Origin of the sequence: Pseudomonas sp. SGAir0191 (assembly GCF_002812565.2) — a bacterium.
In the GTDB taxonomy this organism is placed as follows: domain Bacteria; phylum Pseudomonadota; class Gammaproteobacteria; order Pseudomonadales; family Pseudomonadaceae; genus Aquipseudomonas; species Aquipseudomonas parafulva_B.
The window spans coordinates 220,757-242,694 of record NZ_CP025035.2 but is presented as its reverse complement, the minus strand read 5'-3'; the positions used below and the strand labels follow the sequence as shown (position 1 = coordinate 242,694).

The following is a 21,938-nucleotide window of genomic DNA, read 5'->3' as shown; positions in this document are numbered from 1 at the left end:
GCGTGGCAGGGCTACGCGCCAAGATCGACACCGGCGCCAGCACCTCCAGCCTGCATGCCACCGAGATAGAACCTTTCGAACGCAATGGCCAGCCGTGGGTCCGATTCACTGCGCACCTGGGTTCGATCGTGCAATTGCGTCACCGCCGCTGCGAGGCGCCGCTGGTGAGCATGAAAACCATTCGAAGCTCCAATGGCCACGCCCAAACCCGTTATGTCATTCGCACCACGCTCGCGTTGGGTGACAGGGTATGGGCCGTCGAATTTACCCTGGCTTGCCGCAAGAGCATGCGTTACCGCCTGTTGCTGGGTTCCAAGGCCCTGATTCACGGCCAGTTGGTCGTCAATCCGGGCCTGAAGTACGTACAAGACAAACCTGCCTTTCCGGCCACCCACACTACCTTGACAGGTGCTGCATGAAGATCGCTGTGCTTTCGCGTAATCCGCGTCTGTATTCCACCCGCCGCCTGGTCGAAGCCGGTACCCAGCGTGGTCACGAGATGGTGGTGATCGATACCCTGCGGGCCTACATGAACATCGCCAGCCACAAGCCGCAGATTCATTACCGCGGCAAGCCACTGGAAGGGTTCGATGCAGTCATCCCGCGCATTGGTGCCTCTGTCACTTTCTATGGCTGCGCTGTGCTGCGCCAGTTCGAAATGATGGGGGTATACCCGCTCAACGAGTCGGTCGCCATCGCACGTTCGCGCGACAAGCTGCGCTCGTTGCAATTGCTGTCGCGCCGCGGCATTGGCTTGCCGGTAACCGGCTTCGCCCATTCGCCCGATGACATTCCGGACCTGATCCAGATGGTCCACGGCGCCCCGCTGGTGATCAAGGTCCTCGAGGGCACCCAAGGCATTGGCGTGGTGCTGTGCGAAACCACCAAGGCAGCCGAATCTGTGATCGAAGCCTTCATGGGGCTCAAGCAGAACATCATGGTCCAGGAGTACATCAAGGAAGCCGGTGGCGCTGATATCCGCTGCTTCGTGGTGGGAGACAAGGTAATCGCGTCGATGAAACGCCAGGCCAAACCCGGCGAGTTTCGCTCCAACCTGCACCGTGGTGGCGTTGCCAGCCTGATCAAGATCACCCCGGAAGAGCGCATGACGGCCATTCGCGCAGCCAAGGTGATGGGCTTGAGCGTGGCCGGCGTCGACATTCTGCGCTCCAACCACGGCCCACTGGTGATGGAGGTCAACTCGTCACCGGGGCTGGAGGGCATCGAGGTGACTACCGGCAAGGACGTAGCCGGCATGATCTTCGAACACCTGGAGAAGAACGGCGGGCCCAATCAGACCCGAACCAAGGGCAAGGGCTGATCGCGCCGCTGGCCGCCTACCAGGCCAGCCTGCTTCCTCGGTGGCTGATCGGCCCCTGGAAGCACGCCAGACCAGACTTGCGATCAGACAGCGTTGCGCGGCAACAGCAGCCCCAAGGGTAACCGTACCCGCGCTTCGATACCGCCCCCAGAACGATTGCGTAGCTCGACGTTGCCGCCATGCTGGGCGGCGATTCGCTTGACGATGGCCAGGCCCAGCCCGGTGCCTTTGCCGCCTCGGGCACGGTCACCCCGAATGAACGGGTTGAAGATGGTCTCGAGCTCGGATTCGTCGATCCCTGCCCCTCGGTCAAGCACGCTCAGCACCACATACGGGGCGCTTTCGTCCCCCGAGACATAGGCTGCAACCTCGACGCCCTTGCCCGCATGGTGCAGGGCATTGCCAATCAGGTTGCCCAGCATGCGCTTGAGCGATACCCGGCGCAGTGGAAACGGCGGTATGGGCTCCAGGCACAAGCGAACACGTTCCTCGGGCTGGTTGTAGGGTGCGACCACTTCACGCACCAACGCGCCAAGATCGACTTCTTCGAGAGGCTCGTCCCGCCCGTCGCGAATGAACGCCAGGAACTGGTCGAGAATGGCGTCCATGTCTTCGATATCGCGCACCATATCGTCGCTCAGCTCACTGTCGCTGCCGAGCAAGGACAGTGAAAGCCTCAGCCGGGTCAGCGGGGTGCGCAAGTCGTGGGACACGCCAGCCAGCATCAACTCGCGCTCGCGCCCGGCTTGCTCGACGTCTTCGGCCATCTGGTTGAAGGCTTTGTACACCTCGGTCATTTCGCTGGGCGTGTCGCTGACTGGCAGGCGCACACTGCGCCCCTGGCCAAGCTGGCGCGCGGCGAACACCAGGCGTTTGAGCGGCTGGTTCAACTGACGCACGAATATCCAGGCCGAGGCGGTGGACAGCAGGCCAATGGCCAGGAACCAGCCCAGCACGTTCCAGATTTTCTGCCCGCGCAACGGGTGGGGGTACAACGGCACTTTCAGCCAGCCCGGGCCCAGGCTGGGCGCGTTGACCCACAAGGCAGGCGGTGCATGGATGCGCAGCCGCACCTCGGTGTCCTCGCCAAGCTCTGCCTGCATCTGCCGTTGGTAGATTTCGCTGTAGGGCCAGTGCTGCTCGCCCTCCGGTACGCCAGCACCGGTTACCCGGATCAGGCCTGCCGCCTCGGCGATCTGGTCACGGTTCTCTTCATCGGCCGCCCAATAGGCGCGCAAGGTCAATGCCACGCCGTGGCTGTACTGACGATCGACCAATACGTCCTCGTTCATCAGCAGGTAGACCAGGGTCAACGCCTTGGAGAACAGAACGACGATCAGCACGAGCCACAAGGTGCGCGCGAAGAAACTCTGCGGAAACCACAGCGGCGTCTTCATCTAGGCAGCAGCGTCATTTAGCGGCGTTTCCATCCGGTACGAACACATAGCCCACACCCCATACCGTCTGGATGTAGCGCGGTTTGGACGGGTCTGGCTCGATCATGCGGCGCAGGCGCGAGATCTGTACGTCGATGGAGCGCTCCAGCGCATCCCATTCACGCCCGCGTGCCAGGTTCATGAGTTTGTCGCGGGTCAACGGTTCGCGGGCATGCATCACCAGGGCCTTGAGCACGGCGAATTCGCCCGTGGTGAGCATGTGCACTTCGTCGCCACGCTTGAGTTCGCGGGTGGCCAGGGACAGCTCGTAGTCGCCGAAGGTGACCGACTCGTCCTCGCTGCCCGGCGCACCGGGTACCGAAGGCGCCTGGCGGCGCAGCACGGCCTTGACCCGGGCCATCAGCTCGTCGGGGTTGAACGGCTTGCCGAGGTAGTCGTCAGCGCCCAGTTCCAGGCCCTTGATGCGGCTGAGCTCGTCACCTTTGGCCGTGAGCATGATGATGGGGATCTGGTTGTTCTGTTGGCGCAGGCGCTTGCAGGCGGACAAGCCGTCTTCGCCCGGCAGCATCAGGTCGAGCACCACCAGGTTGAACACTTCACGCTGGAGCAGGCGGTCCATCTGCTCGGTGTTGGGGACCGCGCGGGCACGATAACCCTTGCTGGTGAAGAAACGTTCAAGCAGGCTGCTGAGCCCTGGATCGTCGTCGACGATCAGAATTTTTTCACCTTCAGCGGTAGTTGGCGTGCCGGTCATGAATTACTCCTCTGGTATCGCTGCGCATTATGGCGTAGCCGCTGCAACGCGTGCCGTGAGCATTGTTAGCAGATTTTTCCCGGGACGCCACTTCCAACTGGCGCCAGGCCATCACCGCAAGCCGTTTGCGATGGGTATAATGCGCCGCTTTCATCCAGCGCCGCCGGGCGAAAGGCCCACCGGCGACTCCGTATTCAAGAACGTCAGGTGGTTTACATGGACAGCATCAACAGCCGTATCGCCGAGGAACTGGGCGTACGCCCACAACAGGTCGAGGCGGCCGTGGGCCTGTTGGACGAAGGCTCTACCGTGCCTTTCATCGCCCGTTACCGCAAAGAGGTGACCGGCAGCCTGGACGACACCCAGCTGCGCCACCTGGAAGAGCGCCTGCGCTACTTGCGCGAACTCGACGAGCGCCGCATCAGCATCCTTGCCAGCATCGAGGAGCAAGGCAAGCTGACGCCGGAACTGGCGCGCGAGATCAAGCTGGCCGACACCAAGACGCGCCTCGAAGACCTCTACCTGCCCTACAAGCAAAAGCGCCGCACCAAGGGCCAGATCGCCCTGGAAGCTGGCCTGGGCGAGCTGGCCGACAGCCTGTTCGCCGACCCGTCCCTGGCCCCGGAAAGCGAAGCGGCGCGCTTTGTCAGCGCCGACAAGGGCGTGGCAGACGTCAAAGCTGCGCTTGAAGGAGCCAAGTACATCCTCATGGAGCGTTTCGCCGAAGATGCAGCCCTGCTCGACAAACTGCGCAGCTTCCTCAAGCAGGAGGCGGTGCTCAGCGCGCGCGTGGTGCCCGGCAAGGAAGAAGAAGGCGCCAAGTTCCGCGACTACTTCGCCCATGACGAGTTGCTGCGCAGCGCGCCGTCGCACCGCGCGCTGGCGATCTTCCGCGGGCGCAACGAAGGCGTGCTCAGCGCCTCGCTGAAAGTGGGCGAAGAGCTGCCGGGTACCCTGCACCCGTGCGAATTGATGATCGGTGAGCACGTCGGCATCGAGAACCGCGGCCGCGCGGCCGATAAATGGCTGGGCGAAGTGGTGCGCTGGACCTGGAAGGTCAAGCTCTACACCCACCTGGAGACCGACCTGTTCGGGGAACTGCGCGACAATGCCGAGGGTGAGGCAATCAACGTCTTCGCCCACAACCTGCATGACCTGCTGCTGGCAGCGCCTGCCGGCCCGCGCGCCACGCTGGGCTTCGACCCTGGCCTGCGCACAGGCTGCAAGATCGCCGTGGTCGATGCCACTGGCAAGCTGCTCGACTACACAACCGTGTATCCCCATGCCCCCAGAAACGAATGGGACCGCACGCTTTCGGTGATGGCTGCGCTGTGCGCCAAGCATTCGGTCGAGCTCATCGCCATCGGCAATGGCACCGCCAGCCGCGAGAGCGACAAGCTGGTGGCTGACCTGGTCAAGCAGTACCCTGCCCTGAAGATCACCAAGGTCATGGTCTCCGAAGCCGGCGCCTCGGTGTACTCGGCATCGGAGCTGGCGGCTCGGGAATTCCCCGACCTGGATGTGTCGATCCGTGGCGCGGTCTCGATTGCACGTCGCCTGCAGGATCCACTGGCCGAGCTGGTCAAGATCGATCCCAAGTCCATCGGCGTGGGCCAGTACCAGCACGACGTGTCGCAAGTGAAGCTGGCACGCGGCCTCGACGCCGTCGTCGAGGATTGCGTGAACGCCGTCGGCGTGGACGTGAACACCGCGTCGGTCGCCCTGCTCACGCGTATTTCGGGCTTGAACACGACCCTGGCACAGAACATCGTGGCCCACCGTGATGCCAACGGCCCGTTTGCCACCCGTGCGGCCTTGAAGAAGGTCAGCCGGCTGGGTGAGAAGACCTTCGAGCAGGCCGCAGGCTTCCTGCGCGTGATGAACGGCGACAACCCGCTGGACGCCTCTGCCGTTCACCCCGAGGCCTACCCGCTGGTGCAGCGCATCGCTGCCAATACCGACCGGGACATCCGCTCGCTGATCGGTGACAGCAGTTTCCTCAAGCGCCTGGACCCGAAGAAGTTCACCGACGAAACCTTTGGCCTGCCCACGGTGACCGACATCCTGCAGGAACTGGACAAGCCTGGCCGCGACCCGCGCCCGGAGTTCAAGACGGCCACCTTCCAGGACGGGGTCGAGGACCTCAAGGACCTGGAGCCTGGGATGATCCTGGAAGGCGTGGTGACCAACGTCACCAATTTCGGCGCGTTCGTGGATATCGGCGTGCATCAGGATGGGCTGGTGCACATCTCGGCGCTGTCGGAAAAGTTCGTCAAGGACCCACGCGAAGCGGTGAAGGCTGGCGATGTGGTCAAGGTCAAGGTCATGGAAGTGGACATCCCGCGCAAGCGTGTTGGCCTGTCCATGCGCATGAGCGACACGCCGGGCGAAAAGGTCGAAGGCAACCGGGGTGGCGGACGTGGCCAGGGGGGTGGCCGTCAGCAACCGGCGCCCCGTCAGCGCGAGACCGCCACTGCAGCGCCGGCCAACAACGCCATGGCTGCCCTGTTCGCCAACGCCAAGCAGTTGAAGAAGAAGTGATGGACGTGGCGCCGGAGTACGTACAAAGCGCCTTCAGCCAACTGCTGGGCTGCAGCCTGCAACGCCTGGATGCGGGCGTTGCCGAGGTAAGCCTGGCGGTGGCGCCGCACTTGCGCAACCGTGGCCAGAAGCTTCATGGCGGGGCGATCTTCAGCCTGGTGGACATCGCCATGGGGCTGGCCTGCTCGTCCAGCCACGGCTTCGACCAGCAGAGCGTCACCCTCGAATGCAAGATCAATTATCTGCGCGCCGTCAGCGATGGCGAGGTGCTGTGCACCGCTCGGGTGTTGCACGCAGGAAAGCGCACGCTGGTGGTCGACGCTGACGTAGTCCAGGGCGACAAGCTGGTGGCCAAGGCGCAAGGAACCTTCGTCGCTCTCTAGCTCACAAAGCACTATCTGCGGTAACTTCGGCAGTGCGCGCGCACTGCTGGGGCCGCGGTAAACCAGGCGACAACGCCCGTTCCCTTCCCCCTACCCTTGTAGACCGTCCTTTCTACCCCCATATTGGGGCGACTGACGCGTGAAGGAATACATCTTGAGCACACTCCTCAACCGCCGCCTGAGCTTGCTCGGCGCCAATCTCCCCTTGCTCAAGCAGTGTCTGCACGGCATTGAGCGCGAATGCCTGCGCGTGACAGACAGTGGCCGTCTGGCCCAGACGCCGCACCCCGAGGCACTGGGCGCGGCGCTGACCAACGAACAGATCACCACCGATTATTCCGAATCACTGCTTGAATTCATCACCCCTGCGCTGCCTGACGCCGCCGCGGTGCTGGAAAACCTCGAGCAGATTCACAGGTTCGTCTATACCAAGCTGAGCGATGAGTACCTGTGGAGCCCGTCGATGCCGTGTTCGCTGCCGGCTGAAGAAGACATCCCCATCGCCGAGTACGGCACCTCCAACATCGGCAAGCTCAAGCATGTCTATCGCAAGGGCCTGGCCCTGCGCTACGGCCGCACCATGCAGTGCATCGCCGGCATCCATTACAACTTCTCGCTGCCCGAGGCCCTGTGGCCATTGCTGCGCGAAGCCGAAGGCAGCACTGAGAACGAACGGGATTACCAATCGGCCGCCTACATTGCCTTGATCCGCAATTTCCGTCGCTACAGCTGGCTGCTCATGTACCTGTTCGGCGCCTCGCCCGCCTTGGACAAGGGCTTCCTGCGGGGTCGCGCCCATCAGCTCGAAGAGCTCGATGGCGAAACCCTCTACCTGCCCTACGCCACCAGCCTGCGCATGAGCGACCTGGGCTACCAGAGCAATGCCCAGGCGGGCCTGACGCCCTGCTACAACAACCTGGCCAGCTATACCGACAGCCTGCGCAAGGCGGTGGGCACGCCGTACCCACCCTATGTGGAGGTTGGCACCCATGTCGATGGCGAGTGGGTACAGCTGAACACCAACATTCTGCAAATCGAAAACGAGTACTACTCCAACATCCGTCCCAAGCGGGTGACCTACTCAGGCGAGCGCCCAATCCAGGCGCTTACCTCGCGCGGGGTGCAGTACGTGGAGGTGCGCTGCCTGGACATCAACCCGCTCCTGCCGGTGGGCATCGACCTCACCGAGGCACGCTTTCTCGATGCGTTTCTGCTGTTCTGCGCGCTGGACGACAGCCCGCAGCTCAACAACAACGAATGCAGCCAGTGCACCAGCAATTTCCTGAGCGTGGTCAAAGAAGGCCGGCGTCCAGGCCTGAAGTTGCAGCGTGATGGGCAGCCTGTACCTCTCAAAGACTGGGCCAGCGAGTTGATTGCTCAGATCGGTCAATTGGCCAACCTGCTCGACCAGGCCCAGGGCGGGGATGATCACGTCCAGGCCCTGCAAGCCCAGCAGGCGAAAGTCGACGACCCTGAGCTGACCCCATCGGCCCAGGTGTTGGCGCGCATGACCGAGCATGACGAGAGTTTCATCGCGTTCTCGCTGCGCCAAAGTCGTCTCCACGCCCAGACACTGCGCGAACAGCCCCTGAGCCCCGACCAGCAGCAGGCCTTCGAAACACAGGCACGCGAGTCCCTGGCCAAGCAATCGCAGATGGAACAAGAAGAAGTGGGCGAGTTCGATACCTTCGTGGGCGCCTACCAGGCCAGTATCCTGGCAATCAGCAACTGATGACCCGCAACACCTCAGCGCGCAAGCCACGCGCCAGCAGCCAGGCCCGGATCGAAGCGATCCTGGCAGCTGCCCGCGAGCTCCTGGCAGAGGGCGGGGTGGCTGGCCTGTCGATCTACAGCGTGGCCGAGCGCGCGCAAATCCCGCCGTCGTCGGTCTACCACTTCTTCGCCAGCGTGCCTGCGCTGCTCGAAGCGCTGACTGCCGATGTGCACAGGGTTTTCCGCGAGGCGCTTGGCGCGCCGATCGACAGCAGCACGCTCACTCGCTGGCATGAGCTGTCGCGGTTGATCGAGCAACGCATGCTGAATATCTACAACGGGGACGCCGCTGCGCGGCAGTTGATCCTGGCGCAGCATGGGCTCAGCGAGGTCATGCAGGCCGACCGGCAGCACGACATGGAGCTCGGTGCCCTGATGCACAGGTTGTTCGACCAGCACTTTCACTTGCCGGTGATGCCTGCGGATGTGGATGTGTTCGCCTTGGCCATGGAATTGAGCGATCGAGTGTATGCCCGGTCGATGCAATTGCACGAGACCATCACCCCGCGCATGGCCGAAGAAGGCAAGCGGGTGTTCGAAGCCTACCTGGGCTTGTACCTGCCACCTTTTCTGGTCAAGCGCTCGCACTGAGGGGCCGCAAGGCGGCCCCGTGCTCGATCACAGCTTGGCGATGGACACCTCGGTGGACTTCACGAAGGCGATCACCTCGCTGCCCACCTGCAGTTCCAGTTCCCGCACGGAGCGGGTCGTGATGACCGATGTAACGATACCCGAGGCGGTCTGGACGTCAATCTCCGACAGCACCGGGCCTTCGAGTATTTCCTTGACGGTGCCTTTGAACTGATTACGGACGTTGATGGCTTTGATGGTCATTGGCGTGTTTCCTTTTCGATGGCTTCTGGGGGTTCAGTGCGCCCAACGCAACTGCGTGGGCAGGGGGGCAACAGGCTCCGGTTCGGGCGCAGTGCCCGGCGCAGAAAGGACTCGGTTGAGCACTTGGCTTTCAAGCGCGGCCAGGCGGTGCGAGGCGCGCGGTCGTGGCCGTGACAGGTCGACCGTCAGGTCGAGCCCGACTTCGCCGTCTTCGATCAGAATCACGCGATCGGCCACCGCAACCGCTTCGCTGACGTCATGGGTGACCAGCAGCACGGTGAAACCATGCTGGCCCCACAGGCGCTCGATCAGTTGCTGCATTTCGATGCGCGTCAGTGCATCCAGCGCACCTAGCGGTTCGTCCAGCAGCAGCAGACGCGGTTGGTGAATTAATGCGCGGGCAAGCGCAACGCGCTGCTTCTGCCCGCCCGAGAGGCTCGCGGGCCATTCGTTGGCGCGGTCGGCCAGGCCCACTGCCTCCAGCGCATCCAGCGCCCTGGCACGCCAATCGCCGGACAGGCCAAGCCCCACATTGTCGATGACCTTTTTCCACGGCAGCAGCCGCGAGTCCTGGAACATCAGGCGGGTTTCTTCCCGAGCCTCGTCCAGCGGTGCAGCACCTGCCAGCAGTTGCCCTGCCGTCGGTTGGTCGAGCCCGGCCAGCAGGCGCAGCAAGGTACTTTTGCCGCAGCCGCTACGGCCGACGATGGCGACGAACTGGCCGGCCGGGACATGCAGGTCGATGCCTTTTAGCACCTCGCGCGAGCCGAAGGTTTTACGCAGGCCTTTGGCGGCCAATGGGATACCACGCAGCAGATGTGGCGGATTGTCCTTGAGCACGGTCATGCGCCCTCCTTCCTGGCAACTTGATAAGCCGGATGCCAACGCAGCCACACACGTTCCAGGCCACGGGCAGCCAGGTCGGCGAGCTTGCCGAGCACGGCGTACAGCACGATGGCCAGCACCACCACATCGGTCTGCAGGAACTCCCGGGCGTTCATCGCCAGGTAGCCAATGCCGGCGTTGGCCGAAATGGTTTCGGCGACGATCAAGGTCAACCACATGAAGCCCAGTGCGAAGCGCACGCCCACCAGTATCGAAGGCAAGGCACCGGGCAGGATCACCTGGCGAAACAGGCTGAACCCCGAAAGCCCATAGCTGCGTGCCATTTCCACCAGGGCCGGGTCGACATTGCGGATGCCGTGATAGGTATTCAGGTAGATAGGGAAGAGCGTGCCCAGCGCGACCAGAAAGATCTTCGCCGACTCATCAATACCGAACCACAGGATCACCAGCGGAATCAGTGCCAGGTGCGGCACGTTACGGATCATCTGCACCGAACTGTCGAGCAGGCGCTCGCCCCAGTTGGACAGCCCCGTGATGAAGCCCAGCACCAGGCCGATGCTGCCACCGATCAGAAAGCCCAGCCCGGCACGCCAGCCGCTGATGGCCAGGTGCGTCCAGATTTCTCCGCTGCGTACCAGGTCGACGCCGGCTGACAGCACAGCGCTGGGCGCTGGCAGAATGCGGGTCGACAGCCAGCCCGCGCTGACCGCCAGTTGCCACGCGGCTAGCAGCAGTACCGGCAGCGCCCAGGGCGCCAAGCGCTCTATCACGGTATTCGAGGTTTTCCGACTCATACAATGCCCCTCATCGCTGGGCCACGGACTTGGGCAGGATGTCGTTGGCAACCATCTCGCCGAACGGGCTCACGTAGCCGCCGCTGGTCGCAGGCTGAGGCCGTTGTACGTCCAGGTGCGGGAACAACAGTTCGGCCACCCGGTATGACTCTTCAAGGTGCGGGTAGCCAGAGAAGATGAAGGTGTCGATGCCCAGGGCGGCATATTCCTTGACCCGCGCGGCGACGGTCGGGCCATCGCCCACCAGCGCAGTGCCTGCACCTCCGCGAACCAAACCTACCCCCGCCCACAGGTTGGGGCTGACTTCAAGCTTGTCGCGGCGGCCATTGTGCAGCGCGGCCATGCGCTGCTGCCCTACCGAGTCGAAACGGGCGAGCGACGCCTGGGCGCGAGCGATGGTGTCGTCGTCCAAATGGGATATGAGTTTTTCAGCCGCGTCCCATGCTTGCGCATTGGTCTCACGCACGATCACATGAAGGCGAATGCCAAACCGCACTTCGCGGCCCTGGGCAGCTGCCTTATCACGCACCTGGGCGATCTTTTCAGCCACCGCGCTGGGCGGCTCGCCCCAGGTCAGGTACAGCTCGACCTGCTCTGCAGCCAGGTCTTGGGCGGCTTCGGAGGAGCCACCGAAATACAACGGTGGACGAGGCTGCTGGATGGGTGGGTACAGCAGCTTGGCGCCTTTGACCTGGATGTGTTTACCGTCGTAATCGACTTCTTCGCCTTCAAGCACCTTGCGCCAGATGCGGGTGAATTCGACAGACGCTTCATAGCGCTCCTGATGATTGAGGTGCAGGCCGTCACCGGCCAGCTCGTCCGGATCGCCACCGGTTACCAGGTTGAACAGCGCCCGGCCATTGGACAGGCGATCGAGCGTGGCGGCCTGCCGCGCGGCGACCGTCGGCGAGATGATTCCAGGGCGCAGGGCCACCAGGAACTTCAGGCGTTCGGTAACAGGGATCAGGGACGCGGCCACCAGCCAGGAATCCTCGCAGGAACGCCCGGTGGGTATCAGCACGCCGCCGAACCCCAGGCGGTCGGCCGCCTGGGCAATCTGCTGCAGGTAGCCATGGTCCACCGCCCGGGCGCCTTGCGCGGTGCCCAGGTATTTGCCATCACCGTGCGTGGGGAGGAACCAGAAGATGTTGAGGCTCATTGGAGTTGTCTCCTAAGGGGTAGCTGAGCCGGGGAACGCCCGGCACGGGCAGATCAATCAAGGCGCACTGGCAACCTTGGCCGGGGGTGTCCAGATCACGTCCTTGATGCGCAGCGGCTTGGGTATCAGCTTGAGCGTCTGAAAGGTGTCTGCGATTTTCTGCTGGGCCGCCACGACGTCCGACGTCAAGGGCGCTGCGCCGTAGCCTTGGCGCTTGACGGACGTCAGGGTGATGTCCGGCGCGAGCCCGAGCAGCGGGGCGACCTGGTCGGTGACTTCCTGCGGGTTGGCCTGCGACCACTCACCGACCGCACGTACCTGATCGATGACGGTATTGATGACGGCCGGGTGCTGATTCGCATAACTGCGCGTGGCCAGGTAGAACTGATGGTTGTCGACCAGGCCCTGGCCGTCACGCAGGGTGCGGGCTTGCAGCTGCTGCTCGGCGGCGGCCTGGTACGGGTCCCAGATGACCCAGGCATCGACACTGCCACGCTCGAACGCTGCGCGCGCATCGGCCGGGGGCAGGTAGACCGGTTGAATATCGGTGTACTTCAGGCCTGCATCTTCGAGCGCCCGCACAAGCAGGTAATGGACGTTGGAGCCTTTGTTGAGGGCGACCTTCTTGCCCTTGAGTGCCTGCACCGACTGGATCGGCGAGTCCTTGGGCACCAGGATGGCCTCACTGTGGGGCGCGGGTGGCTCGTAGGCCACGTACAGCAAGTCGGCCCCGGCGGCCTGTGCGAATACCGGAGGCGTTTCGCCGGTCACGCCGAAATCGACAGACCCGACGTTCAGCCCTTCAAGCAGCTGGGGACCACCGGGAAACTCGGTCCACTGCACCTGCACGCCTTGCTCGGCCAGACGCTTTTCCAACGTGCCCTTGGCCTTGAGCAGCACCAGGGTGCCGTATTTCTGATAACCGATGCGCAGGGTTTCAGCCTGTGCCTGGGTAATGGCGCCGAGGGACACAGCCGCCGCAAACAGGGCGACCAGACCACGACGCAAGAAGATTGTGCGCATGGCGCTCTCCTGTGCGATGGGGTTCGGGTTGCACCTGCTTGCCTCGTTGACGGGCGAGTAAGGTGATACAGCGGGTTTGCCGGGTCAGATGCTCCAGCGAGCACTGATCAGGCGATCATTGAGCACGCCGGGTGCGACCGGGCGCGGGCGCCTGGCCAGGGCCAGGTGGAAGGTTTCCAGCGAGTCGTGCAGCCGTTCTTCAAGGGCAGGCGCCAGCTGGGCCGGCTTACTGCCTTCGGCATAGGCGATCTGGCTGTCATCGGCAAAGATCCCTTGCAGGGTCTCCTGGGCCTTGAGAGCCGACAGTACGGGCTTGAGGGCGTAATCCACGGCCAGCATGTGGGCGATGCTGCCGCCGGTGGCGATGGGCAGCACGACCCGGTTGGCCAGTGCGCGCTCGGGCAGCAGGTCAAGCAGGGTTTTCAGCGCACCGGCGAACGACGCCTTGTACACCGGCGTGGCAACGATCAAGCCATCGGCCTGGGCCACCAACTGTTGGAAGTGCTGCACGTGTGGGCTGTCGAAGCGGGCATGCAACAGGTCTTCGGCAGGAAAGTCGCGCACCTGCAGGGTGACGACTTCAACACCACGGTGCTCGAGCCACTGCCGCGAACGTTCGAGCAGCACGCCTGAGCGTGAACGAGGACTTGGGCTACCACCGATTGATACGACCAGCATTGCTGCGCTTCCTTGGGTTACGGTGGAATGACATTAGCAGTTTCCTTATATATCTATAAATCATATTTAATTCTTTGTTTATTCTATTTAGATATTTGCAAGGTAATTTAAGTCAAAAAAAAGGGCCGTCGAAACGGCCCGAAAATCCCTGCTTGGCTAAGCGTTATGCAACACAGTATTTACGCTCGGTTCGGTTGAGGCGTCAGACGCAAATAGGGTTTGACCGCCGTGTAGCCTTTTGGAAATCGTTGCCGGATCTCTTCTTCGTCCTTGAGCGAAGGAACGATCACCACATCGTCACCGTCCTGCCAGTTGCCTGGCGTGGCTACCTTGTGCGAATCGGTCAGTTGCAGCGAGTCGATTACCCGCAAAATCTCGTTGAAGTTTCGCCCGGTACTGGCGGGGTAGGTAATCGTCAGGCGAACCTTCTTGTTCGGGTCGATGACGAACAGCGAGCGTACGGTCAGGGTATCGCTGGCGTTTGGGTGGATCAGGTCGTACAGATCCGACACCTTGCGGTCGGCATCGGCAAGGATCGGGAAATTGACCACGGTCTGCTGGGTTTCGTTGATGTCTTCGATCCAACGGTGATGCGAGTCCACCGGGTCGACCGACAGCGCGATGGCCTTGACCCCGCGCTTGGCAAATTCATCCTTGAGCTTGGCCGTGAGCCCCAATTCGGTGGTGCATACCGGGGTGAAGTCGGCAGGGTGCGAGAACAGCACGCCCCAGCTGTCGCCCAGCCATTGGTGAAAATGGATTTTGCCTTCGCTGGAGTCCTGTTCGAAATCCGGGGCGATATCGCCGAGTTTGAGGCTCATGGGATGCAGCTCCTGTGCTGGGGTGCCTGTGGAATGAATGTGCCTGAATTTCGTCAACCTGAAAAAGAATAAATAAAGCTTTGTTAATGCTTTTTATGCATAACAAATTTCGCTCACAAAAAAGCCTCGCATCAAGCGAGGCTTCTGATGTGGCTACGGCTTACAGGAAGTTGTAAGTGTAGTTCACGATGAAACGGGTCTGGTCCTGATCGGCCACCGAGCTTTCACCGGTGCCGCGGTAAACACCGTGGCGCAGGCTCGCACCCAGGCCTTTGAACGTGCCTTCCTGGATGACGTAGTCGATCCGGGCGTCGCGTTCCCACTCGCTGAAGTGGCCATTGCCGCTGGCGTTCTTGCCGTCTTCACCCTTGAGGTAGGACACCGAAGCCTTCAGGCCCGGTACGCCGAGGCGCGCGAAGTCGTAGGCGTATTGACCGAAGGTGGTGTTCTCACCGGCCTTGGCGAACTGGTTGATCATGCTGTCGGTGAACAGGTAGAAGCTGGCGCCGCCGGCGCCTTCGAGCGAGGAACGCGAACCGTCCTTGCGCACGCTACCCTGGTTCAACCAGACGAAACCGCCGTCGTCGTTGACGCGCTGGTGCCCGAGCATGAGCGAGTGACCGCCCAGGGTGTAGGTGAACATCGCCGACCAGGTCTTGTTGTCGACCTCGCCAGGCGTCTTGGCAAAGCCGCCGTTGTTGTTGAAGGTGTAGCCCGAGTCGCCGTTGCGGCCGTCGCTGCTGCTGTTGAAGTAGCGCAGGTCAGTCTTGAACGACTGGTCGTCGGCGATCTTGAAGACGTGGGTAGCGCCCAGGAAGTGCTGCTTGTAGAAGTCTTCCAGGTTCGAATAGTAGTACTGCAGGGTCAGGTCTGGAGTGAGCTTGTAGTCCAGGCCGCCGTAGCGGAACTTGTTGCTGTCGCGGAAGGCGCCGTTGACCGACAGGCCGGTGCGGTTGCTCGAGGCGCGGCCCATGGCGTGGGTCAGCTGACCGGCGTTGATGGTCAGGTTGTCGATTTCCTTCGACTGGATGGTGCCACCTTCGAAGGTCTGCGGCAGCAGACGGCCATCGTTGGAGACCAGGATCGGCAGGTTAGGCGCCAGGGCGCTACCGTAGTGGACTTCAGTCTTGGAGAACTTGGCCTTGGCGTTGGCGCCCAGGCGAGCCCACTGGCTCACGGCAGAGCCGTCGGAGTCGCTCGGGAAGAAGCTGCTGTTGTCAGGGTGTTTGCCACGGCCGCCGTCGAGGTGGATACCCCACAGGGCCTGGGCGTCTACACCGAAACCAACGGTGCCCTGGGTGAAACCGGACAGGTAGTCCAGTTTGAAGCCCTGGCCCGATTCACGGTTGTCGGCGCCACCGTCACGGTTGTCGCCATTGAAGTACATGGTGCGCGAGCTGACCGACAGCTTGCTGTCTTCCACGAAACCGGCAGCACCTGCTTGTTGGGCGAGAACACCCAGTGCCACGGCCATGGCCAGGCTGGACTTGTACATGCTTTGCTCCTCTACGTTCTAATTTTTGTGTATCTCAGGCGGCCGGGTCTATTGCCCCGCTCACCATGGATGGGCGATTTAGTCCCAAAGCGTGACCCTTTAGTCAATCATTTCTAAACGTTTCGCGACTTTGGTCTAAGGCGCCAACCTGGGCTACAGGATAATGACAATCCTATAAATCCAAAATGACTGTTTTGTGAATCTGTAAGACTTTTAAGGAATATGTAAGGAACCATTACTGCATTTTGTTGTAGCAAGTGGGTTTCTCATAACCCCCGGCTATTTGCAATCGTTTGCTCATAACCTCATTCCAATTGGATCTATAGGGAGGCTGAGCCTAGCAGCGTCGGCTGACTTTGCCATTGCGCGTGGTCAATCATCGACCAAGGGTGCCAAATGAGCGCTAAGCTAATTCTTAAAAGTTATTTATTTTTAGTTTTTTAGATCAATTAGCCTTAGCTCATGCATCCCTTGCCCGATGAGAGCTCACCATGAACCCGCACCGCACCCTGCGAATTCTCAGTACCCTGGCGCTTGCTGGCGCCAGCTGGATAGCCCAGGCGTCAGACTTTACGGTGGCCTATCAAACAACGGTCGATCCTGCCAAGGTGGCGCAAGTCGATGGCGACTATGAGGCGGCGACCAAAGCCAGCATCGACTGGCGCAAGTTCGACAACGGGGCCGATGTAATCACCGCCGTTGCCAGTGGGGATGTGCAGATCGGCTACCTGGGCTCCAGCCCATTGGCAGCCGCCGCAACCCGCAAGCTGCCGATCGAGACGTTTCTGATCGCCACGCAGATCGGGGCTGGCGAAGCCTTGGTGGTGCGCGACGCGATCAAGACCCCTCAGGATCTGGTGGGCAAGAAAGTCGCCGTACCCTTCGTGTCGACCGGGCACTACAGCCTGCTGGCAGCGCTCAAGCACTGGAACATCGATCCTGCCAAGGTGCAGATCCTGAACCTGGCACCGCCAGCGATCATCGCGGCATGGAAACGTGGCGACATCGACGCGACCTACGTGTGGGACCCTGCGCTGGGCGTGGCGAAGGAAAGCGGCAAGGTGCTGATCACCTCGGGCGAGTTGGCCAAGGCAGGGGCCCCCACCTTCGACGCCTGGATCGTGCGCAAAGACTTCGCCTCCAAGCACCCCGACGTGGTCAGGGCTTTCGCGCAGGTCACCCTAGAGGCGTATGCAGATTACCGAAAGGATCCGCAAGCCTGGCTGGCGAACCAGGACAACGTCGCCAAGTTGGCCAAGCTGTCCGGCGCCAAGACTTCGGACATCCCGGTGTTGCTGCAAGGCAACGTCTACCCGCTGGCCGCAGACCAGGCCAGCGCCCTGGGCACGCCTACTACCCAGGCCCTGACCGACACGGCCACGTTCCTCAAGCAACAAGGCAAGGTCGAGGCCGTACTGCCGGACTACAGCCCTTACGTCAGTGCCCAGTACCTCCCCCACTGAATTTGCAGACAACCACAGGAGCCTGACATGGCCTTGCTCGAACTGGAGCGCATCAGCGCACAGTACCCGGGTGCCGCGAGCCCGGTGCTGGCCAACATCACCCTGAGCCTAGGGCCGCGGCAATTGCTGGTGGCGCTCGGGCCCTCAGGCAGTGGCAAGACCTCGCTGCTGAACCTGGTCGCAGGATTCGTCAGCCCCAGCGCGGGACGCATCACGCTCGACGGCATTCCTGTGCAGGGGCCAGGTGCCGAGCGTGGCGTGGTCTTTCAGGACGATGCCCTGCTGCCCTGGCAGAACGTGCTGGGCAATGTCGCCTTCGGCCTGGAACTGGCCGGTGTGCCACGCACGGCACGTGAAGCCAAGGCACGCGAGATGCTCGCCCTGGTCGACCTTGCGGATTTCGCCGAGCGGCGCATATGGCAGCTTTCAGGCGGCCAGAAGCAGCGCGTGGGCCTGGCCCGTGCATTGGCAGCCGACCCTGGCGTACTGCTGATGGATGAACCGTTCGGCGCACTGGATGCGTTCACCCGCGAGCACATGCAGACGCTGCTGCTGGATATCTGGCAGCGCACCGACAAACCCGTATTCCTGATCACTCATGACATAGAGGAAGCCGTGTTTCTCGCCACTGAATTGGTGCTGCTCGCGCCCAGCCCAGGGCGCATCGTCGAGCGGCTTGAGTTGGACTTCGGCCAGCGTTACGCCAACGGTGAGTCGGCGCGGGCGATCAAGTCCGACCCGCGCTTCATCGAGGCTCGCGAGCATGTGCTGGCCCGGGTCTTTTCCCACCGTCAATCCCAGGAGCGCGCATGAGCAGCCTTGATATGCCAGCGGCCAGTGAGCCCACTGTTCAATCAGCACCTGCCGCCAGCGGGGCTCGTCTGCTGCCCACCCGTTGGATCAGCGCATTGACCCTGGCCAGCCTGGTGCTGACCTGGTGGCTGGTCACGGCCGCCGAGTGGGTCGAGCCCCTGTTTCTGCCCTCACCTGCTGACATCATGGCCAAAGCCTGGGTCTTGCTTACCCAGGGCTACATGGACGCCAGCCTGTGGCAGCACCTTGGCGCCAGCCTCGGGCGTATCGGCACGGCATTGCTGGCTGCGGTGTTCACGGCCATTCCGGTGGGTATCGCCATTGGGTATAGCCGGGTGGCACGGGGCATCTTCGACCCGTTGATCGAGTTCTACCGGCCCATCCCCCCGCTCGCCTACTTGCCGCTGATCGTCATCTGGTGCGGGATCGGCGAGTTGTCGAAGGTGCTGCTGATCTACCTGGCGATCTTCGCGCCCATCGCCATCGCCACAGCCACGGGTGTGCGCACCACCGACCCTGCCAAGCTGCGCGCCGCGCAATCGCTGGGCGCGACCAGGGCCCAGCTGATTCGCCACGTGATTTTGCCCAGCGCGCTGCCCGACATTCTGACGGGCATTCGGATTGGCCTGGGCGTCGGTTGGTCGACGCTGGTGGCGGCCGAACTGATCGCCGCCACCAGCGGCCTTGGCTTCATGGTGCAGTCGGCCGCGCAGTTTCTGGTCACCGATGTGGTGGTGCTGGGCATCCTGCTGATCGCGCTGATCGCTTTCGCGCTGGAGATGAGCCTGCGCGCGCTGCAACGCCGACTGGTGCCCTGGCACGGGCAAAGCCACTGACCCCTACCGCTCGTGCGCCCGCCAGGGCGCCTGCCTCAAGAGACCGACATGAGCCTGACCATTACCCCACTCAGCCCGGCGCTGGGCGCACAGATCAGCGGCGTGGACCTTGCCCGCGACATCAGCGACGAGGTGCGCGATGCCATCGAGCACGCGTTGCTTCGCCACCAGGTGCTGTTCTTCCGCGACCAGCCCATCGCCCCCGTCCAGCAGGCGCGTTTTGCCGCCCGCTTTGGCGACCTGCATATCCACCCCATCTACCCCAACGTACCCGGCACGCCCCAGGTGCTGGTGCTCGATACTGCGGTCACCGACGTCCGAGACAATGCCGTCTGGCACACCGACGTGACCTTCCTACCGACACCGGCCCTGGGCGCAGTGCTCAGTGCCAAGCAATTGCCGGCCTATGGCGGCGATACCCTGTGGGCCAGTGGCATTGCAGCCTTCGAAGGATTGTCAGCGCCACTGCAGGCGATGCTGGTCGGGCTGACGGCGACCCACGACTTCACCAAGTCATTCCCGCTGGAGCGCTTTGGCACCACGCCACAGGAGCTGGCGCGCTGGGAGCAGACCCGGCGCGAGAACCCGCCGCTGTCGCATCCGGTGGTGCGCACGCACCCGGTGAGTAGGCGCAAGGCACTGTTCGTCAACGAGGGGTTTACCACACGCATCAATGAGCTGAGCGAGCTGGAAAGCGAAGCGCTGCTCAAGCTGCTCTTCGCCCACGCCACCCGGCCGGAGTTCACGATCCGCTGGCGCTGGCAGGAAAACGACGTGGCGTTCTGGGACAACCGCGTCACCCAGCACTACGCGGTGGATGACTACCGGCCAAGCCGGCGGGTGATGCACAGGGCAACGATCCTGGGCGATGCGCCCTATTAACGAGAGGGATGGCCGATGCCCCAGCCCTGAAAGGTCGAACCTGGTGGTTCGCCTTTTCAGGGCTGGTCTGGCGCGGAGGGTCAGCGTACCAGGTGCAGGAACTGCATGTGCCGTTCGTACTGGTCGAGGATGTCGTTGATGATCTGCTCCTTGCTGTAGCCCACCAGGTCGTAATTCTGGCTGCCTTCGCTGAGGTAGACCTCCGCCCGGTAATAGCGGCGGTTCTTCAACTCATGGGCACCCAGGCCACCACGGGCGAACGAGGGCGTGAAGTAACCGCGCATCTGCACCTGGTAGATGAACGGCTGCTCATCGCCATGCCCGACTTTCAAGCTGACGTTGTCATGGCTCGGGTCGTCCTGGGTGATCAGCACCAGCCCTTTCTGCTCGAACACCTCACGCACATCGGCGATGGCCGGGCGCACCACATCGTCCATGAACCGGTACACCTCGTCCCGCGAAGGGAAATGCACGGCCTGGCTCAGGCGCTGGCGCCAACCCCCACGGCCTCGGCGCGACTGGGCGAAGGGAGCCAGCGAATGCATCTGCGCGATCTGGCGCTGCGACTCCAGGTAGAAGGCCTTGTGCAGCCCCCACATCATGCACAACAGGATCAGCGAGAAGGGCAACGAGGTGAGCACCACCGCCGACTTCAGCGAATCGATGCTGCCGGCGAACAGCAAGGCACTGGTCACTAGCGCCGTCATGGCACCCCAGAAGATGCGCAGCCAGTTCGGGCCGTCCTCGTCGGCATCGCCGCCGGTCGCCGACAGCGTGGACAGCACCACGGTACCGGAGTCTGCCGACGTCACGAAGAACACGAAGCTGACGAACACCGTCATGGCGATTACCGCCTTGCTCCACGGGTAGGTCTCCAGCAGCAGGTACAGGCTCATCGATGGGTTGTCCAACGCGGCTTGGCCCAACGCGGTCATGCCGTGATTGATGACCTGGTCCAGTGCGCTGTTGCCGAAGATCGACATCCACGCCAGGGTGAAGCCAAGCGGAATCAGCAGCACACCGAAGACGAACTCGCGAATGGTCCGCCCACGGGAGATGCGCGCGATGAACAAGCCCACGAAGGGCGCCCATGCGATCCACCAAGCCCAGTAGAACACCGTCCAGCCGCCCAGCCACTCACGGTTATCGCCATAGGCATAGACATCGAAGCTCTTGCGCGGCAAGGCGCCCAAATAGTCGCCCAGGTTCTGGATAAGGGTATTGAACAGGTGCTGGGTGGGGCCTGCGAACAGCACGAAGAGCAAAAGCGCACAGGCCAGGAACAGGTTGATGTCGCTCATCACCCGTACGCCTTTTTCCACACCGGCTACTGCCACGGCCACCGCCGCGCCCATCATCAGCGTGATCAGCACCACCTGCACCCACTGGCTGTGGCTGATGCCGAACAGGTAATCCAGGCCGGCATTGAGGTGCAGCACGCCAAAGCCCATGTCGGCCCCCAGGCCGAACACCGTGGCGATGATGCCGAAGCCGTCGACCGCATAGCCGATAGGCCCGTTGATGCGCTTGCCGATTAGCGGATAGAGCGCAGAGCGCAAGGCCAGCGGCAGATTGTGCCGGTAGGCGAAATAGGCCAGCGCCATGCCGACGAAGGCAAAGACGCCCCAACCATGCAGGCCCCAATGCAGGAACAGGATCTGCATTGCCTGCCGGCCCGCCTCAGCCGTGCCCCCTTCACCCTGGGGTGGTTGCAACATGTGGGTAAGCGGTTCGGAGACGCAGAAGAAGAACAGCGTGATGCTGATCCCCGCAGCGAACAACATGCCCGCCCACGACAGGTAGCTGAATTCGGGTTCGTCGTGGTCGGCACCGAGCTTGATCTTGCCGTAGCCCGATACGGCGGTGACCACCACGAAGACCAGGTACAGCGTCATTGCCAGCATGTAGTACCAGCCTACCGTGTTGGCAGCCCAGTTCTGCGCCGCCAGCAACCACTGGCCCGCACTCTGCGGATTGGTAATGACCACAAGGCCGAAGATAAGGATGAAACTTGCCGCGAAATAGAACACCGGGGGGTTCATGCGGATCTTGCCAGGGGCAAGCGAAGGGGTCGGTGCACTCATCGCGTGTGCACCTCGTCAAAGGACGAAAGACGCATAATTAA

Annotated in this window: 21 protein-coding genes; 10 read left to right on the top strand and 11 right to left on the bottom strand. The window is 62.5% G+C overall.

From position 1 onward, the window contains the following. The first annotated feature begins 2 nt into the window (after window positions 1-2). A complete protein-coding gene (locus tag CWR53_RS01035; protein WP_230396037.1) occupies window positions 3-419 on the top strand; it encodes an ATP-dependent zinc protease in 417 nt (138 codons plus the stop codon). Further along, complete coding sequence (gene rimK, locus CWR53_RS01030; RefSeq protein WP_027914119.1) at window positions 416-1,321, top strand: 30S ribosomal protein S6--L-glutamate ligase; 906 nt, start codon at window positions 416-418, stop codon at window positions 1,319-1,321. Before CWR53_RS01035 ends, rimK begins: the two co-directional genes overlap by 4 nt. Window positions 1,322-1,404: 83 nt before the next feature. Here the strand turns inward: rimK and CWR53_RS01025 are convergent, their stop codons facing one another. Next, the gene (locus tag CWR53_RS01025; RefSeq protein WP_058604725.1) at window positions 1,405-2,718 is read right to left on the bottom strand and encodes an ATP-binding protein; all 1,314 of its coding nucleotides are present in this window, start codon (window positions 2,716-2,718) and stop codon (window positions 1,405-1,407) included. A gap of 13 nt (window positions 2,719-2,731) precedes the next feature. Continuing rightward, the gene (gene ompR / locus CWR53_RS01020) at window positions 2,732-3,472 is read right to left on the bottom strand and encodes a two-component system response regulator OmpR (protein ID WP_058604724.1); all 741 of its coding nucleotides are present in this window, start codon (window positions 3,470-3,472) and stop codon (window positions 2,732-2,734) included. Between the two features lie 216 nt (window positions 3,473-3,688). Here ompR and CWR53_RS01015 point away from each other — a divergent pair, with 216 nt between their 5' ends. From CWR53_RS01015 to CWR53_RS01000, 4 genes are all read left to right on the top strand, one after another. Then, the gene (locus CWR53_RS01015; RefSeq protein WP_100850596.1) at window positions 3,689-6,013 is read left to right on the top strand and encodes a Tex family protein; all 2,325 of its coding nucleotides are present in this window, start codon (window positions 3,689-3,691) and stop codon (window positions 6,011-6,013) included. Further along, on the top strand, window positions 6,013-6,396 hold the full coding sequence (locus CWR53_RS01010; RefSeq protein ID WP_100850595.1) for a PaaI family thioesterase: 384 nt from the start codon (window positions 6,013-6,015) through the stop codon (window positions 6,394-6,396). Before CWR53_RS01015 ends, CWR53_RS01010 begins: the two co-directional genes overlap by 1 nt. Window positions 6,397-6,535: 139 nt before the next feature. Then, the gene (gshA, locus tag CWR53_RS01005; protein WP_058637077.1) at window positions 6,536-8,128 is read left to right on the top strand and encodes a glutamate--cysteine ligase; all 1,593 of its coding nucleotides are present in this window, start codon (window positions 6,536-6,538) and stop codon (window positions 8,126-8,128) included. Continuing rightward, window positions 8,128-8,760 (top strand): TetR/AcrR family transcriptional regulator, encoded by a 633-nt coding sequence (locus CWR53_RS01000; RefSeq protein ID WP_100850594.1) that lies wholly within the window; start codon window positions 8,128-8,130, stop codon window positions 8,758-8,760. Before gshA ends, CWR53_RS01000 begins: the two co-directional genes overlap by 1 nt. A gap of 27 nt (window positions 8,761-8,787) precedes the next feature. On the opposite strand, the gene CWR53_RS00995 is transcribed toward CWR53_RS01000, so the two are convergent. The 8 genes from CWR53_RS00995 to CWR53_RS00960 all read right to left on the bottom strand — a co-directional run bounded on the left by CWR53_RS00995 (window position 8,788) and on the right by CWR53_RS00960 (window position 15,819). Next, a complete protein-coding gene (locus tag CWR53_RS00995) occupies window positions 8,788-9,003 on the bottom strand; it encodes a molybdopterin-binding protein (protein ID WP_003255829.1) in 216 nt (71 codons plus the stop codon). A gap of 33 nt (window positions 9,004-9,036) precedes the next feature. After that, entirely contained in the window at window positions 9,037-9,849 is an 813-nt protein-coding gene (ssuB, locus tag CWR53_RS00990; RefSeq protein ID WP_058604719.1) for an aliphatic sulfonates ABC transporter ATP-binding protein, read from the bottom strand. Next, window positions 9,846-10,643 carry an aliphatic sulfonate ABC transporter permease SsuC gene (ssuC, locus tag CWR53_RS00985; RefSeq protein WP_058604718.1) on the bottom strand — a complete coding sequence of 266 codons (798 nt, stop codon included), beginning with the start codon at window positions 10,641-10,643 and terminating at the stop codon, window positions 9,846-9,848. Before ssuC ends, ssuB begins: the two co-directional genes overlap by 4 nt. Window positions 10,644-10,653: 10 nt before the next feature. Continuing rightward, window positions 10,654-11,802, bottom strand: coding sequence for an FMNH2-dependent alkanesulfonate monooxygenase (gene ssuD, locus CWR53_RS00980; protein WP_078477820.1), 1,149 nt, complete (start codon window positions 11,800-11,802; stop codon window positions 10,654-10,656). A 57-nt stretch (window positions 11,803-11,859) separates the two neighbouring features. Then, entirely contained in the window at window positions 11,860-12,825 is a 966-nt protein-coding gene (locus CWR53_RS00975) for a sulfonate ABC transporter substrate-binding protein (RefSeq protein WP_100850593.1), read from the bottom strand. An 84-nt stretch (window positions 12,826-12,909) separates the two neighbouring features. Beyond that, a complete protein-coding gene (ssuE, locus tag CWR53_RS00970) occupies window positions 12,910-13,503 on the bottom strand; it encodes an NADPH-dependent FMN reductase (protein ID WP_058604715.1) in 594 nt (197 codons plus the stop codon). Window positions 13,504-13,682: 179 nt separating this feature from the next. Beyond that, entirely contained in the window at window positions 13,683-14,324 is a 642-nt protein-coding gene (locus tag CWR53_RS00965) for a peroxiredoxin (RefSeq protein WP_100850592.1), read from the bottom strand. 160 nt (window positions 14,325-14,484) lie between these two features. Next, entirely contained in the window at window positions 14,485-15,819 is a 1,335-nt protein-coding gene (locus CWR53_RS00960; protein WP_058604713.1) for an OprD family porin, read from the bottom strand. A gap of 491 nt (window positions 15,820-16,310) precedes the next feature. On the opposite strand from CWR53_RS00960, the gene tauA reads away from it, so the two are divergent. From tauA to tauD, 4 genes are read left to right on the top strand one after another with little or no spacing between them, the layout of a single operon-like run. After that, complete coding sequence (gene tauA, locus CWR53_RS00955; RefSeq protein WP_100850591.1) at window positions 16,311-17,282, top strand: taurine ABC transporter substrate-binding protein; 972 nt, start codon at window positions 16,311-16,313, stop codon at window positions 17,280-17,282. Window positions 17,283-17,309: 27 nt separating this feature from the next. Beyond that, window positions 17,310-18,095, top strand: a complete 786-nt coding sequence (gene tauB / locus CWR53_RS00950; protein WP_058604711.1) for a taurine ABC transporter ATP-binding subunit — start codon at window positions 17,310-17,312, stop codon at window positions 18,093-18,095. Then, complete coding sequence (gene tauC, locus CWR53_RS00945) at window positions 18,092-18,931, top strand: taurine ABC transporter permease TauC (protein WP_058637066.1); 840 nt, start codon at window positions 18,092-18,094, stop codon at window positions 18,929-18,931. The genes tauB and tauC overlap by 4 nt, the downstream gene beginning before the upstream one ends. A gap of 48 nt (window positions 18,932-18,979) precedes the next feature. Then, window positions 18,980-19,813, top strand: coding sequence for a taurine dioxygenase (gene tauD, locus CWR53_RS00940; protein ID WP_100850590.1), 834 nt, complete (start codon window positions 18,980-18,982; stop codon window positions 19,811-19,813). 80 nt (window positions 19,814-19,893) lie between these two features. On the opposite strand, the gene betT is transcribed toward tauD, so the two are convergent. Then, window positions 19,894-21,855 (bottom strand): choline transporter BetT, encoded by a 1,962-nt coding sequence (gene betT / locus CWR53_RS00935; protein WP_167339081.1) that lies wholly within the window; start codon window positions 21,853-21,855, stop codon window positions 19,894-19,896. Window positions 21,856-21,938 lie beyond the last annotated feature (83 nt).

Excerpts from the sequence above, each read along its gene's own strand:
- tauD (WP_100850590.1), top strand. The coding sequence starts at position 18,980 with ATGAGCCTGACCATTACCCCACTCAGCCCGGCGCTGGGCGCACAGATC.
- rimK (WP_027914119.1), top strand. The coding sequence starts at position 416 with ATGAAGATCGCTGTGCTTTCGCGTAATCCGCGTCTGTATTCCACCCGC.
- CWR53_RS01025 (WP_058604725.1), bottom strand. The coding sequence starts at position 2,718 with ATGAAGACGCCGCTGTGGTTTCCGCAGAGTTTCTTCGCGCGCACCTTG.
- tauB (WP_058604711.1), top strand. The coding sequence starts at position 17,310 with ATGGCCTTGCTCGAACTGGAGCGCATCAGCGCACAGTACCCGGGTGCC.
- CWR53_RS01010 (WP_100850595.1), top strand. The coding sequence starts at position 6,013 with ATGGACGTGGCGCCGGAGTACGTACAAAGCGCCTTCAGCCAACTGCTG.
- betT (WP_167339081.1), bottom strand. The coding sequence starts at position 21,855 with ATGAACCCCCCGGTGTTCTATTTCGCGGCAAGTTTCATCCTTATCTTC.
- ssuC (WP_058604718.1), bottom strand. The coding sequence starts at position 10,643 with ATGAGTCGGAAAACCTCGAATACCGTGATAGAGCGCTTGGCGCCCTGG.
- ssuE (WP_058604715.1), bottom strand. The coding sequence starts at position 13,503 with ATGCTGGTCGTATCAATCGGTGGTAGCCCAAGTCCTCGTTCACGCTCA.
- CWR53_RS00960 (WP_058604713.1), bottom strand. The coding sequence starts at position 15,819 with ATGTACAAGTCCAGCCTGGCCATGGCCGTGGCACTGGGTGTTCTCGCC.
- CWR53_RS00965 (WP_100850592.1), bottom strand. The coding sequence starts at position 14,324 with ATGAGCCTCAAACTCGGCGATATCGCCCCGGATTTCGAACAGGACTCC.
- CWR53_RS01015 (WP_100850596.1), top strand. The coding sequence starts at position 3,689 with ATGGACAGCATCAACAGCCGTATCGCCGAGGAACTGGGCGTACGCCCA.
- ssuD (WP_078477820.1), bottom strand. The coding sequence starts at position 11,802 with ATGAGCCTCAACATCTTCTGGTTCCTCCCCACGCACGGTGATGGCAAA.
- CWR53_RS00995 (WP_003255829.1), bottom strand. The coding sequence starts at position 9,003 with ATGACCATCAAAGCCATCAACGTCCGTAATCAGTTCAAAGGCACCGTC.
- tauC (WP_058637066.1), top strand. The coding sequence starts at position 18,092 with ATGAGCAGCCTTGATATGCCAGCGGCCAGTGAGCCCACTGTTCAATCA.
- tauA (WP_100850591.1), top strand. The coding sequence starts at position 16,311 with ATGAACCCGCACCGCACCCTGCGAATTCTCAGTACCCTGGCGCTTGCT.
- ssuB (WP_058604719.1), bottom strand. The coding sequence starts at position 9,849 with ATGACCGTGCTCAAGGACAATCCGCCACATCTGCTGCGTGGTATCCCA.
- CWR53_RS00975 (WP_100850593.1), bottom strand. The coding sequence starts at position 12,825 with ATGCGCACAATCTTCTTGCGTCGTGGTCTGGTCGCCCTGTTTGCGGCG.
- CWR53_RS01000 (WP_100850594.1), top strand. The coding sequence starts at position 8,128 with ATGACCCGCAACACCTCAGCGCGCAAGCCACGCGCCAGCAGCCAGGCC.
- ompR (WP_058604724.1), bottom strand. The coding sequence starts at position 3,472 with ATGACCGGCACGCCAACTACCGCTGAAGGTGAAAAAATTCTGATCGTC.